Raw genomic sequence first — 12,386 nt, 5'->3', positions numbered from 1 at the left:
GCGGGCCAGCGTTACCGACTGGATGCAGCCTGCTCCAGCATCGCTTCGCCCGGCGTCACCGAGGCCATCGCCTGCACGCCGGCCTCGGCGGCCTGCCGCGTGACCAGCCTGAAACGCACCTGCAGCTTGGCCTGCCCGGGCGTGGCCCAGCCGTACTGGATCGCCACCTGGTCCGCCGACAACGGCCCACGGCCTGGCAGCGAGCGCGCCTGCAACGGCGTCGGCGCCGCCTGCACCAACCGGGCAAAGCCCTTCTGCACGACCGCCGCGTCGGCCTTTTCGGCGTAGACCGTGCACGTGCCATCGTCAGCCCAGCTGACTGCATAGCGGCCGCTGGCCAGCGGCACCATCCAGGCCACGCCCGACTGCCCCTGCAGCAACGTTGCCGCCTCGGCAGGCTGCAGCGGTGACAGCCCGTTGGATTCCATCAACGACTGCAACCGCGCTGGCGCGCCGATGTGCTGCATGCAGGCGGTATCGAACAACTCACTGAAAGGGTCCTGCGCCTGTGCGCTGGCCTTGGGTGCACGCGCAGGCTGCGCCGCCGCCAGGGCAGGCAGCAGGGCCAGGATCAGCCAGGAGGCAGGGCGCATTGGAACTCCAATGTACGGAACGCAGCGGGGAGGATGGCAAAGCCCGGGCGTGGCGTGCAACGGCCGCGTTGCCGCCGGCCTCCCCGCACCGGGATCAGGCTGTGATTTCGCCCTCGTCTTCGCCATCCCAGTAGTGGATGCGGCTGGCGCGCACATGGATCAGTACCAGTCCTGGTGTATCCACTCCCTGTTCGAACCACCGCTCCAGGTCCTTCACCCAGTGCTCGCGCATCGTGGCCCGATCGCGCACCAGCGCTGCCCTTCCCTGCACGTGCACGAACAGCGGCGGCTTGCCCAGCAGCGGCTTGCTGCCGGAGAAACCCAGTGCGACGGCAGGGTCAGCCTCGATCTCGCGCACCATGTCGGTGTCTTCCATGGTGAAGAACCAGCTGTCACCGTCATAGTCCACGTCACCGTTGTTGCTCATGGGGCGACCGGCAATTTCTCCACCGGCGTGGGTCTGCAGCATCGTGAAATCGATGCCGGCCATTTTCTTGGCAAGTTCTGGGAGGGTGAGCTGGGTCACGGCGCGGTCCTTGATCGGAGGGACGCCCAGCGTCTGCGCAGAGCGGTGACCGGAAAGTGGATGAGCACTTGCGGCCTCTTCACGGGAAACGAGATACGGCGCATGGTCCGTGCGTGACGCACTCCACACCACCATACCCACGTTAAAAGCAGATGGAGGAACGCCCCTGCGAAGCACCACAGCCGGCTAACAGGGGGCTGCCGGAGAATCGCGCAACCCCGTGGCACGACCGGCATGGCAGCCGGCATGCGCGCGGCGACTCCTTCGCAACCGCATGGCCTCCACATGGATCTGTTCGCCTGGCTCGCGTTCGGCTGCTACCTGTTGGCGTTCTTCATTGTCTCGCTGTTTGCTGCGGCCTATCTGAAACGTTCCGACTTCATGCCCTACCACGGGCAGGCGGTGGGTGTGCCGTGGGCAGAGATCGAACCGCGCATGCAGGTGCTGCTGATGGCACTCATCCGCGTGGTCGGCGCCGGTTGGATCGCATTGGCCGGCGCCGGCGTGATGCTGGCCTGGCTGATCTTCTTCGGCGGTCACTTCGCACTGCCGCAGCTGCTGGCGTTCCAACTGTTCTGCCTGGTCGCCACGCTGCCGCCGGTCCTGGTCGCTTCGGGTGTGCGAAGACGCACCGGTGCACGTACACCGGTGCCCGCTGGCGCCGCAGTGGTGCTGCTGTCCGTCATTGGATTCGTACTGGCCCTGTTGTCGCTACCGCGGTGAGTTCCCTTTCTCTCCCCTCCCCCCACGAGGCTCCACGATGAATCCCGAATCGATCTTCTACAGCGTGGTCAACGGTGATCTTCCACGTTCCCAGGCCGGCACCCTGCTCGGCTGGCGCTTCGTCGGCTATGACGATGCACTGCGTCGCATCCAGGTCGAGTTCGACGCCGGGACGGTGCTCACCAACCCAATGGGCAACGTGCAGGGCGGATTCCTGTCAGCGATGCTGGACGACTGCATGGGACCGGCGATCTACGCCACCCTGCCAGCCAACCGCATCGCGGTCACGGTGGAATCCAAGACCAGTTTCGTCAACCCGGCGCGGCCGGGGCGGATCATCGGCTGGGGCGAAGTCGAGCACAGCAAGGGCAGCATCGCCTTCACCCGTGGCTGGCTGACTGACCCGGCCGGCAAGGTACTGGCCACCGCCAGCGCCACCTTCCGGGTGGGTGCGCTGCGCTGGCGCGGGTTCTCGGTGCCGCGTCCCATCGCGCGACGGATGATCGCGCGCACGCTGCGCCGCGTGCATGCGCGGATCGGCTGATGCGTGTCCTCAACGTGCGTTGCGGCCGCCGCCGGACACCCGCACGCGGTCGCGGCCCTGCGCCTTGGCCTGGTACATGGCCGCGTCGGCGGCACGCAGCAGGGTGCGCCAGCCCAGCGCATCGGTGCCCCCCTCGGCCACGCCGAAGCTTGCAGTGACCCGCAGCACCTTGCCACCGACCAGGGCGATGTCCAGCCGCTGCAGCGCAACGCGCAGCGATTCAGCCAACTGGCGGCCACCGGCCAGGTCGCCGTCGGCCAGCAGCACCAGGAATTCCTCGCCACCGTAGCGGGCAATGCGGTCGCTGCGGCGCAGGTGGCGCTGCAGCAGCTGCGCCACCTGCACCAGCACCTCGTCACCGGCGTCATGCCCGTGGCCATCGTTGATCGCCTTGAAGCGGTCCACGTCCAGCAGGATCACCACCGCGCTGTTGCCGCCGTCGGCATGACGCTGCTGCACCAACTCGTCCAGCGCGCGCCGGTTCAACAGCCCGGTCAGCTCATCGGTGCCGGCCAGCTGGCGCAGCTCGCTGGTCAATGCCGAGCGCTCGCGCGACTTCTCGCGCAGCACTTCGATGGCATCGAACAGGCGCTGCATCTCGGCCAGCGGGTGGGTCACATGCTGCTCCGGGCCGGGGGCTTCCGAGGCGATCTGGATGACCTGCTTCTGCGCCTGCAGCAGCGGCCGCAGGATCTGCAGATGGGCGATGCGCAGCGCCACGCCCAGCACCACCAGCGTGCCCAGCACCGTCGCCACCAGCACCACCAGGCGCGTCGCTTCGCGGTTGCGGGTGCGCTCGAAACGGGCGATGGACACGCTCAGGTAACCATCACGCAGCGCTTCCAGCGACCGCAGGGTCGGCACGTAGCGCGTGGTGAACTCGGCGGCGGTCCACGGCGGCGGCACGCCCCGCCGGCCATCTTCGATCAGCTGTTCGATCATCGGCAGCGATTCGCCGAAGAACTGGCGGCGTGCCATGTCCCAATGCCAGGACAGCGTCGGATCGCTGCGGAACACGGCTTCATGGCTGCCTGCCAGCCGCCACAGCTCCAGCAGGCGGCCTTCGGTCTGCAATGCCGCCCGCACCTGTTCGTCACGCCAGGCCCCCGGTACCGCCACTGGCGCCATCACGTTCGAGGCCAGGCGGCCGCCATGCTCGCGCAGGTCGATCAGCACCTGGCCCTGCATTGCCGGGATCGCCGCTTCGCGGTCGGCACTGACCAGCACGCCGATCTGCGTCGAGGTCAACACGTGCAGGCGATCGACCACGGCGAACATGCTGCTGATCGCGCGCTCCACGTCTTCCACCCGGCGCGCGTCGTGCGGCTGTGCCGCCACCTGGTCCACTGCGGCCCGCGCCGACTGCAGGCGACGTTGCACGTCGGCCAGCAGCCCATGTTCGCCGACCACGCCCGGATCGGCCTTGAACACGGTGTCCAGTTGCAGCAGGGCGGTGTCGACCCGCTTGCGCGCAACCGCCAGCTGCGCGGTCAGCCGGGCCTGTTCGGCCGCATCGGCCGTATTGGCTCCCAGCAGGCTGTTGGCGGGGCCGCGCTCGGCCGACACCCGGTTGGCCAGGTCGAAGGTCTGCTGCAGCCGGCGCAGGCTGACCAGGTTGTCCTCGGCGGCGGTGAAGCGCAGCGTGCCCTGCACCAGTGCGATGGCCATCAGCGGCAGCGTACAGACTACGAACAGCCCGGCCAGGATCCAGACCCAGGTCCGCAATCCGATGGGCGACGCCTTGCGGGCCATGCACATTTCCCCTGTCGTGCGGAACACTGTAGCGGCCGCCTGCACAGGCGCCAAGCCGCTAACGGGCCAACCGTGGCCGTGGGTACACCGTGCGCGCCGCGAACGCACCGACAAGGCCGCGCGGACGCTCGAATCGGGACAAATACGTCATGCCCCGCCGCGTCAGATCCAGCGCTGGTCGACCAGTTCGCGCTTCACGTAGGCATAGAACACCGGCGCGGCGACCAGGCCCGGCAGGCCGAAGGCCGCCTCCATCACCAGCATGGCCAGCAGCAGCTCCCAGGCCCGCGCCTGGATTTCGCCACCCACAATGCGCGCGTTGAGGAAGTACTCCAGCTTGTGGATCACGATCAGGTACAGCAGCGCCGCCACCGCCACATAGAACGAGACCGACAGTGCGACGATGGTGATGATCGTGTTGGAGATGATGTTGCCCACCACCGGCAACAGGCCGGCCAGGAAGGTGATCAGCACCAGGGTCTTGGACAGCGGCAGGTGCACGCCGAACAACGGCAGCACGCCCAGCAGGAAGATCGCGGTGAACACGGTGTTGAGCAGCGAGATCTTCACCTGCGCGAACACCACCTGACGGAACGCGGTGGCCAGGCGGCTGGTGCGCCCGACCAGCTCCTGCGCCAGCGGACCCAGCTTCGGCAGCGGCAGTTCGTCATACAGTGCGATCATCGCACCCAGCACCATGCCGATCAGTACGCGCACACCCACCTGGACCACCGAGGTACCGGCCACGCCCAGCTGGCGCTGATGCTCGGCGGCCCAGTCGTTCAGCGCCGCGCGCAGCGCTGGCATGTCTTCGGGAATGTAGGGTTGCAGCAGCGCCGGCACCTGGTGCCGCGAGGTGTTGAGGATCTCCATCAGGCGCGCCAGCAAAGCGTCCGGGCCACCGGTCTCGTTGCGGAAGAACGAGGCCACGCCGATCCCGGCCAGCACCAGCGCGCTGATGATGATCGCCGACAGCACGATCACGGCGATCGCCCGTGCGCGTCCCGGCGGCAGCCTGCCTTCCACGGTGGAGGCCAGCAGGTGGGTCAGCTGGAACACCAGCAGGCCGGACAGCAGGGTGACCACCAGGCCCAGTTTCAGCGCCAGCCACATGCCCAGCAGCATCATCAGCCATGCCGCGATCCTTGGGATGGGGGGCTTGGGCTGGGCAACGAGAGCGTCTTGCATGGGAGCGCGTCCGGGCGGGGTGGCCCATGGTAGAGGATTGGCGTGCTGATTCCGCGTGCAGGATGAATGGGCATTTCATCCGCGTTCGGCGGCAGCCGTGCCGTCCCCACGCGCGCTCACTCGCCGTAGCTGGCGGTGTTCTTGCCCTGGCGCTTGGCGTGGTACAGCGCGCGGTCGGCCAGTGCCAACCAGTCCTCGACACTGCCGCCACGCGGCGTGGCCGCAATGCCGATACTGACGCTGAATTCCACCCCCGGCGTGGCCTGCCGCGCAGCCTCGAGCAGGTGCAGGCGCACCCGCTCGGCCACGTGCATCGCATCGACGGGCGCGCAGTCGCGCAGCAGCACGACGAACTCATCGCCCCCCAGCCGCGCGGGCGTATCACCTGGGCGGGCAACGGTGCGCAATGTCGCCGCGATATGCCGCAGCACCTCGTCACCGGCGCGGTGGCCGTGCGAGTCATTGATGCGCTTGAAGTCGTCCACATCGAGCATCAGCAGGCAGGCAAAGCCGCCCTGGCCCTGTGCCCGGTCCAGCGCCTGCTGCGCACGCAGGATCAGGAAGCCGCGGTTGGCCAGCTCGACCAGCGGGTCCATCCGGCTGAGACGCTGCAGCTGGCGGTTCTGCGATTTGACCCGGCGCGCCAGCTGCCAGCTGAGAATGCTCAGGCCGATGCCATACACGAACAGGAACGGGACACTCAGCATGATCGTGCGCTGCGAGGTGACCGGCTGGTAAGGGAAGCCGAGCGCCCACCAGGTGAGCGCAAAGCCCACCAGCAGGGCCAGCGTGGCGCGCATCGCCAGGCGAACGCCACCGGCAGCGATCTTGTCGGCCACCAGCAGTGCGGCGAACAGTGCACTGGGCACCGCGCTCAATGCCATGAAGGCGATCCAGCCACCGCCGAACAAGGAGTCGGCCACCATGCAGCGGAACTGGACGAGCGCGGGCTGGCCGGAGCGCTGGGTCAGCTTCAATGCCAGCGCAGGCCACGCCAGCGCGTTGAGCAGCAGCAAGGCCCATGCCAGCGGCCCATCGTGGCGCTCGAGGATGATCGAAGCGATGGGGATCGCCCCCAGCCCATTGCCGACGAAACGCATCCAGCCGATGCGACGTGCCGCGCCAATGCCTTCGACCGCGCCTTCCGCCGAATCGGTAAAGAATGGCATTGCCCCCCCCCCTGCGCGATCACACCCGCTGCTACGGCCCTTGCCGGGCTGCCTGCGATGAGTCTGACAGCTTTGCGTCAATTCGGGATCAAGGTCGCGGGACGACGCGCGGGCCGGCCGCCCCGCTCCGGCTGCCCTGCCTCGCCTCCGCTACCGCCGAGGCGCCGCTGTCGAACCGCGCAGCATGAAGCTGAACTCCAGCGTCTGCTGAAGCGGTACATCGACCTGTTCAATGATGGCGAGCAGCAGGTTGACCGCGCGCTCGCCGATTTCACGCATCGGCTGCTGGATGGTCGTCAGCGGCGGGGTGAGGTAACGCGACGAGGCCAGGTCGTCGAAGCCGACGATGGAGAGCGCTTCCGGAACGCGGATGCCCCGGTCGCGACAGGCCGCCAGTGCCCCCAGTGCCATCTGGTCGCTGAAGCAGAACACCGCGGTCGGCACGGGCGTGCCGTCCAGCAGCGCCATCACCGCCGCATGCCCGGACTCAACGGAAAAGTCCCCGGGCACGATGCTCAGCTGGCGCAGGCGACCCCGCGCCTTGCCGGCGGCCCGGACCCCTTCCAGCCGCTGCTGGTGCAGGGGGTTGTCAGGTGGCCCGCCGACCACGGCGATCCGTTCGTGCCCCAGGCCGTACAGGTGCTCCATCACCGCGCGTGCGGCGGCCGCGTTGTCGATATGGACGCTGGGGATGCCCAGTGCGGGGTCGAACTCGCATCCATTGACCACCGGCGCAGCTGCGCCGCGCTGCTCGACGATCTCGCGCGCGGTCGGTGGCAGGCGATGGCCCAGCACGATCATGCCGTCTGCCTCGTTGCGCCGTAGCATCTGCGCGTAGCGCTCCTCACGATCGGGTTGATGCTGGGTATCGCCCAGCAGAACCGCGTAGCCGACCGCCTGCGCGGCCTCCTCCGCACCCTGCAGGATCTGTGCGAAGAACGGATTGGCGATGTCCGGGACGGTGACCAGGATCTTGCCGCTGCGCTGGGTCTTGAGCGTGCGGGCCACCGTGTTGGGCACATAGCCCAATGCGACGGCGGCCTGCTCGATGCGCGCACGGGTGGCCGGCAGCACCTTGTCCGGCCGGGAAAGCGCCCGTGACACCGTGCCTGCGGAGACGCCGACGTGCCTGGCGATGTCGTAGATGGTGGCCATGGCGTTAGTTCTCCTGTCCGCTGTGCAGTGCACAACAGGTCCTGCGTGCGCCCCTGCTAGGATAATGCAATCGATTGCATCGAGGGCGAATCACGTTGAAGACGCTCAAGGGTCCAGCGCTGTTCCTGGCGCAGTTCATCGGCGACACAGCTCCTTTTGATCGGCTGGACACGCTGGCCGGATGGGCCGCGGGTCTGGGCTATTCTGGCGTACAAGTTCCCACCTCCGCGCCCCACCTGTTCGATCTGGCCGCGGCGGCACGCAGCCAGGCGTACTGCGACGATGTTGCCGGCATGCTGTCCGGGCACGGCCTGCAGATCACCGAACTGTCGACCCACCTGCAGGGGCAGCTGGTCGCGGTCCATCCCGCCTACGACAGCCTGTTCGACGGATTCGCACCCGCCGATGTGCGCGGCAACCCGCCCGCGCGCCAGGCCTGGGCCGTGGAGCAGCTGCGGCTCGCCGCGCAGGCCAGCCAGCGCCTGGGGCTGACCGCGCACGCCACCTTTTCCGGTGCGCTGGCCTGGCCCTACTTCTATCCGTGGCCGCAGCGCCCGCCGGGCCTGGTGGAAGAAGCCTTCGCCGAACTGGGCCGCCGCTGGCGCCCGATCCTGGATGTGTTCGACGCCTGCGGCGTGGACCTGTGCTTCGAACTCCATCCCGGCGAGGACCTGCACGACGGTGCGACCTTCGAGCGCTTCCTCGATGAGGTCGACCATCATCCCCGCGCGAAGATCCTGTACGACCCCAGCCACCTGCTGCTACAGCAGATGGACTACCTCGGCTTCATCGACCGCTACCACGCCCGCATCGGCATCTTCCACGTCAAGGACGCGGAGTATCGCCCCAGCGCGCGCAGCGGCGTGTATGGCGGCTACCAGGACTGGATCGATCGTCCGGGCCGGTTCCGCTCACCCGGTGACGGCCAGATCGACTTCAAGGCGATCTTCTCGAAGTTCGCCCAGTACGACTTCCCCGGCTGGGCGGTGCTGGAATGGGAGTGCTGCCTGAAACACCCGGAGGACGGCGCGCGCGAGGGTGCCGCCTTCATCCGCGATCACATCATCCATGTGACCGAACGCGCCTTCGACGACTTTGCCGGGAGCGACACGGACGCTGGATCACTGCGCCGCATGCTGGGAATCTGAGCCACGACCGCCCCGGGAGGGCAAGCCATGACGCACGCCATGTCGCGCCTGGGCGCGATGATGTTTCTGCAGTTCTTCATCTGGGGGGCGTGGTTCGTCACCCTGGGTACCTACCTGGTACAGGGCCCGCTGCAGGCCAGCGCAAGCCAGGTGGCAACGGCGTTCCTCAGCCAGTCCATCGGCGCCATCGTGGCGCCGTTCCTGGTCGGCCTGATCGCAGACCGCTACTTCGCGGCGCAGCGCATCCTGGCGATACTGCACCTGGCCGGCGCGGTGCTGATGTGGCTGGCGTCCACCGCCACCAGCTTCAGCATGTTCTCCGCCTGCGTGATGGGCTACATGCTGCTGTTCATGCCGACGCTGGCACTGGCCAACAGCGTCGCCATGCGGCACATGCAATCGCCGGAGAAGCAGTTCCCGCTGGTACGCGTGGCCGGCAGCATCGGCTGGATCATCGCCGGGGTGCTGATCGGCTGGCTGGGCTGGGAACAGGCGCACCGGCTTGAACTGACCTTCCGCATGGCCGCATTGGCATCGCTGGTGCTGGGCCTGTATGCGTTCACCCTGCCGCACACGCCGCCGCTGGCGCAGCAGCGCGATGCCGGGCTGGGACAGATCCTGGGGCTGGATTCATTGCGGTTGCTGAAGTCGCGCGCCTACCTGGTGTTCTTCCTGGCTTCCATCGCCATCTGCATCCCGCTGTCGTTCTACTACAACTTCACCAATCCGTATCTCAACGACCTCGGTGTGCACGGCGCCGCCGGACTGCAGTCGCTGGGCCAGGTCTCCGAAGTGCTGCTGATGCTGGCCATGCCGTTCCTGTTCGTGCGGCTGGGGGTGAAGACCATGCTGGCGGTCGGCATGGCGGCCTGGGTCGTGCGCTACGCGCTGTTCGCCTTCGGCGATGCGGGCAGTGGCTTCTCCCTGCTTGTGATCGGCATCGTACTGCATGGCATCTGCTACGACTTCTTCTTCGTCACCGGCCAGATCTACACCGATGCCCACGCCGGCCCCGCCGCGCGCAGCAGCGCGCAGGGCTTCATCACCCTGGCCACCTATGGCGTGGGCATGCTGATCGGCACCTTCCTGTCCGGCGCGGTAGTGGAGCACTTCACCACTGCAGCGGGCCCGGACTGGCAGCAGATCTGGTTGTTCCCGGCCGGCGTCGCACTGGTGGTGTTGATCGCCTTCCTGCTGCTGTTCCGCGACCGCCCGGTAGCTGCGGCCGCGTCGTCCACCCCCTGAGGAGACCGGCCGATGCCCCCGCTTGGAATCGCCATCATTGGTACCGGCATGATCGGTGCGGTGCATCGCCGCGCGGCACTGCTGGCTGGCGCCGAGGTGCGCGGCGTGGCCGCCTCGTCGCCGCAGCGCGCGCGCGAAGTGGCGCACGCGTGGAATGTCCCGCGCGCCTATCGCGATATCGAGGACGTCGTCGCTGATCCCCTGGTACAGGTCGTGCACATCTGCACGCCCAACCACCTGCACCGCGCGATGGCGCAGGCCGCACTGGAAGCCGGCAAGCACGTGATCTGCGAGAAACCGTTGGCGACGACGCTGGACGATGCGCAGGCGCTGGCGGCGCTGGCCGCCTCGACCGGATTGGTCGCCACCGTCCCCTTCGTCTACCGCTACCACCCGGTGGTCCGCGAGGCACGTGCACGCATCACGCAGGGCGATCTGGGGCCACTGCACCTGATCCATGGCAGCTACCTGCAGGACTGGCTGCTGGACCCGGCCAGCAACAACTGGCGGGTTGACCCGGCACTGGGTGGTACATCGCGCGTGTTCGCTGACATCGGGTCGCATTGGTGCGACCTGGTTGAATGGGTCAGCGGCGAGTGCTTCGCCGAAGTGAACGCGGCGTTTGCCACGGTGATCGCCGAACGCAGCGCAACCACCTCCCAGAGCTTCAGCACGCCGGCGACAGACGGCGCAAAGCAAGCGGTCGAGAGCGAGGACGTGGCCGCAGCGATGTTCAGGACCGGCGCGGGCACGCTGGCGTCATTGACGGTCAGCCAGGTCTCGGCCGGACGCCACAACCGGCTCTGGTTCGAGATCGACGGCGCCAACGCCAGCGTGGCGTTCAACCAGGAGGATGCCGAGCGGCTGTGGATCGGCCTGCCCGAACAGCGCGAGGAAATCTTCGTGCGCGGCCCGGGCGCCGGCAGCGCCGAACAACGCCGGTTGTCGCCGCTGCCAGCGGGGCACGCGCAGGGCTACGGGCAGTGCTTCGAAGCGTTCGTGGCCGACACCTATCGCGCCATTGAAGGCGAGCGGCCGCAGGGCCTGCCCACCTTCGAAGACGGCCTGCGCTCGGCACGGATCGTTGATCGTGTCATTGCATCGGCCAGGTCACGCACCTGGACCGCCATCGGTTGAATCCCGGGAGGATCTGTTGATGAACATCCCTGTCCGTAGAACTGCAACCCTCGTCCTGCTGCTGCTCGCAGTCCTGCCCGCCTTCGCAGGAAACACAGCCGGTGCGCAGAAGCCCATCGCCGTGCAGATGTACACGCTGCGCAATGCCGGGCCGCTCGACCAGCAGCTGAAGATCGTCCACGACGCGGGCGTGCGTGCGGTGGAGACCGTCGGTACGCAGAATGCAAGCGCTGCGGAACTGAAACAATTGCTGGACCGTTACTCGATCAAAGCGGTTTCGTCGCACGTTCAGCTGGCCGAGCTGCGCGACAACCTGGATGCCGTGGTGGCCTTCAACCGCTCGATTGGCAACAGCACGCTGGTGGTGCCCTACCTGGACCAGAAGGACCGCCCGCACGATGCCGCCGGCTGGACCGCATTGGGACGGGAGCTGGGCCGGATTGCCAGGCAGGTGCGCGGCAAGGGGATGCAGCTGGCCTACCACAACCACGACTTCGAGCTGGTCGACTTCAATGGCAGAACCGGACTGGAGCTGCTGTTCGACGCCGCCGGCCCCGAGCTGCAGACCGAACTGGACCTGGCCTGGGTCGCGCGCGCGGGCCTGGACCCGGCCGTGATGCTTGGCAAGTTCCGCGGCCACGTATTTGCGGTACACGCCAAGGACAATGCGCCCAAGGGCCAGGCCGAAGACGAAGGTGGATTCGCTGCGGTCGGCCAGGGCGTGCTGGACTGGAACGCGATCCTGCCAGCCTCCGCCAACGCTGGCGTGCAGTGGTACATCGTGGAACACGACCAGCCACGCGACCCTGCCAAGGTCATCCAGGCCGGCGCGGACTACCTGCGTGAACACCTGACTACCAACCCGCCCACCCGTGCCCACCGCTGACGCATCAAGGAGCCCCACATGAAAATGATCCTGGCAGTGGCCGTGGCCCTGGGCGGCATGAACGTTGCGACGGCAGCGTGGGCCAAGGACGACCCGGCCGCCGGCGCGAAACTCTACGCCCAGCACTGCACCGCCTGCCACGGTGCTGAACGCACCGGTGTACCACCGACGTTCCCGGCGCTCACCGATGTCGGCAAGCGGCTGCAGCCCGCCCAGGTCAAGGACAGGATCAGGAAGGGCGGCGGCCTGATGCCACCCTTCCCGCAGCTGTCACAGCAGGAGATCGATGACATCGCCAGCTACCTGGCGAAGTAGCCGGT

General features: G+C 67.6%; 13 protein-coding genes. 7 read left to right on the top strand and 6 right to left on the bottom strand.

Annotation, left to right across the window (positions count from 1 at the left end; genetic code table 11):
* Positions 1–11: 11 nt before the first annotated feature.
* On the bottom strand, positions 12–593 hold the full coding sequence (locus ACSYHF_RS05380) for an NMCC_0638 family (lipo)protein (protein WP_447576139.1): 582 nt from the start codon (positions 591–593) through the stop codon (positions 12–14).
* A gap of 94 nt (positions 594–687) precedes the next feature.
* Positions 688–1,119: a pyridoxamine 5'-phosphate oxidase family protein gene (locus ACSYHF_RS05375; protein WP_032954005.1), complete on the bottom strand. Its 432-nt coding sequence runs from the start codon at positions 1,117–1,119 to the stop codon at positions 688–690.
* Between the two features lie 285 nt (positions 1,120–1,404).
* On the opposite strand from ACSYHF_RS05375, the gene ACSYHF_RS05370 reads away from it, so the two are divergent.
* The gene (locus tag ACSYHF_RS05370; RefSeq protein WP_111127857.1) at positions 1,405–1,842 is read left to right on the top strand and encodes a hypothetical protein; all 438 of its coding nucleotides are present in this window, start codon (positions 1,405–1,407) and stop codon (positions 1,840–1,842) included.
* 37 nt (positions 1,843–1,879) lie between these two features.
* Entirely contained in the window at positions 1,880–2,386 is a 507-nt protein-coding gene (locus ACSYHF_RS05365; RefSeq protein WP_005415649.1) for a PaaI family thioesterase, read from the top strand.
* A 9-nt stretch (positions 2,387–2,395) separates the two neighbouring features.
* Here ACSYHF_RS05365 and ACSYHF_RS05360 read toward each other — a convergent pair whose 3' ends face one another.
* The 4 genes from ACSYHF_RS05360 to ACSYHF_RS05345 all read right to left on the bottom strand — a co-directional run bounded on the left by ACSYHF_RS05360 (position 2,396) and on the right by ACSYHF_RS05345 (position 7,650).
* The gene (locus ACSYHF_RS05360; protein ID WP_447576138.1) at positions 2,396–4,138 is read right to left on the bottom strand and encodes a diguanylate cyclase; all 1,743 of its coding nucleotides are present in this window, start codon (positions 4,136–4,138) and stop codon (positions 2,396–2,398) included.
* 162 nt (positions 4,139–4,300) lie between these two features.
* Entirely contained in the window at positions 4,301–5,326 is a 1,026-nt protein-coding gene (locus ACSYHF_RS05355) for an AI-2E family transporter (RefSeq protein WP_095376960.1), read from the bottom strand.
* A gap of 116 nt (positions 5,327–5,442) precedes the next feature.
* A complete protein-coding gene (locus ACSYHF_RS05350) occupies positions 5,443–6,495 on the bottom strand; it encodes a sensor domain-containing diguanylate cyclase (protein ID WP_111127856.1) in 1,053 nt (350 codons plus the stop codon).
* A 150-nt stretch (positions 6,496–6,645) separates the two neighbouring features.
* Positions 6,646–7,650 (bottom strand): LacI family DNA-binding transcriptional regulator, encoded by a 1,005-nt coding sequence (locus ACSYHF_RS05345; RefSeq protein WP_065178148.1) that lies wholly within the window; start codon positions 7,648–7,650, stop codon positions 6,646–6,648.
* A 95-nt stretch (positions 7,651–7,745) separates the two neighbouring features.
* Between ACSYHF_RS05345 and ACSYHF_RS05340 the strand changes: the two genes are divergently transcribed.
* Genes ACSYHF_RS05340 through ACSYHF_RS05320 form a run of 5 tightly spaced genes read left to right on the top strand, consistent with a single transcriptional unit; the run spans position 7,746 to position 12,381 of the window.
* Positions 7,746–8,798, top strand: coding sequence for a sugar phosphate isomerase/epimerase family protein (locus ACSYHF_RS05340; protein WP_329845404.1), 1,053 nt, complete (start codon positions 7,746–7,748; stop codon positions 8,796–8,798).
* A gap of 27 nt (positions 8,799–8,825) precedes the next feature.
* Complete coding sequence (locus ACSYHF_RS05335) at positions 8,826–10,043, top strand: nucleoside permease (protein ID WP_005415643.1); 1,218 nt, start codon at positions 8,826–8,828, stop codon at positions 10,041–10,043.
* 12 nt (positions 10,044–10,055) lie between these two features.
* The gene (locus ACSYHF_RS05330; RefSeq protein WP_447576137.1) at positions 10,056–11,180 is read left to right on the top strand and encodes a Gfo/Idh/MocA family protein; all 1,125 of its coding nucleotides are present in this window, start codon (positions 10,056–10,058) and stop codon (positions 11,178–11,180) included.
* A gap of 19 nt (positions 11,181–11,199) precedes the next feature.
* Complete coding sequence (locus ACSYHF_RS05325) at positions 11,200–12,066, top strand: sugar phosphate isomerase/epimerase family protein (RefSeq protein ID WP_447576136.1); 867 nt, start codon at positions 11,200–11,202, stop codon at positions 12,064–12,066.
* An 18-nt stretch (positions 12,067–12,084) separates the two neighbouring features.
* A complete protein-coding gene (locus ACSYHF_RS05320; protein WP_005415640.1) occupies positions 12,085–12,381 on the top strand; it encodes a c-type cytochrome in 297 nt (98 codons plus the stop codon).
* The last annotated feature ends 5 nt before the right edge of the window (positions 12,382–12,386 follow it).

It is taken from the genome of Stenotrophomonas maltophilia group sp. P373 (assembly GCF_053295075.1).
The sequence above is the reverse complement of the archived record's forward strand: the minus strand, read 5'-3'. Positions and strand labels throughout refer to the sequence as shown.

Coding starts and splice junctions, on each gene's coding strand:
- ACSYHF_RS05345 (WP_065178148.1), bottom strand. CDS start 7,650: ATGGCCACCATCTACGACATCGCCAGGCACGTCGGCGTCTCCGCAGGC.
- ACSYHF_RS05350 (WP_111127856.1), bottom strand. CDS start 6,495: ATGCCATTCTTTACCGATTCGGCGGAAGGCGCGGTCGAAGGCATTGGC.
- ACSYHF_RS05320 (WP_005415640.1), top strand. CDS start 12,085: ATGAAAATGATCCTGGCAGTGGCCGTGGCCCTGGGCGGCATGAACGTT.
- ACSYHF_RS05370 (WP_111127857.1), top strand. CDS start 1,405: ATGGATCTGTTCGCCTGGCTCGCGTTCGGCTGCTACCTGTTGGCGTTC.
- ACSYHF_RS05325 (WP_447576136.1), top strand. CDS start 11,200: ATGAACATCCCTGTCCGTAGAACTGCAACCCTCGTCCTGCTGCTGCTC.
- ACSYHF_RS05355 (WP_095376960.1), bottom strand. CDS start 5,326: ATGCAAGACGCTCTCGTTGCCCAGCCCAAGCCCCCCATCCCAAGGATC.
- ACSYHF_RS05360 (WP_447576138.1), bottom strand. CDS start 4,138: ATGGCCCGCAAGGCGTCGCCCATCGGATTGCGGACCTGGGTCTGGATC.
- ACSYHF_RS05335 (WP_005415643.1), top strand. CDS start 8,826: ATGACGCACGCCATGTCGCGCCTGGGCGCGATGATGTTTCTGCAGTTC.
- ACSYHF_RS05330 (WP_447576137.1), top strand. CDS start 10,056: ATGCCCCCGCTTGGAATCGCCATCATTGGTACCGGCATGATCGGTGCG.
- ACSYHF_RS05365 (WP_005415649.1), top strand. CDS start 1,880: ATGAATCCCGAATCGATCTTCTACAGCGTGGTCAACGGTGATCTTCCA.
- ACSYHF_RS05380 (WP_447576139.1), bottom strand. CDS start 593: ATGCGCCCTGCCTCCTGGCTGATCCTGGCCCTGCTGCCTGCCCTGGCG.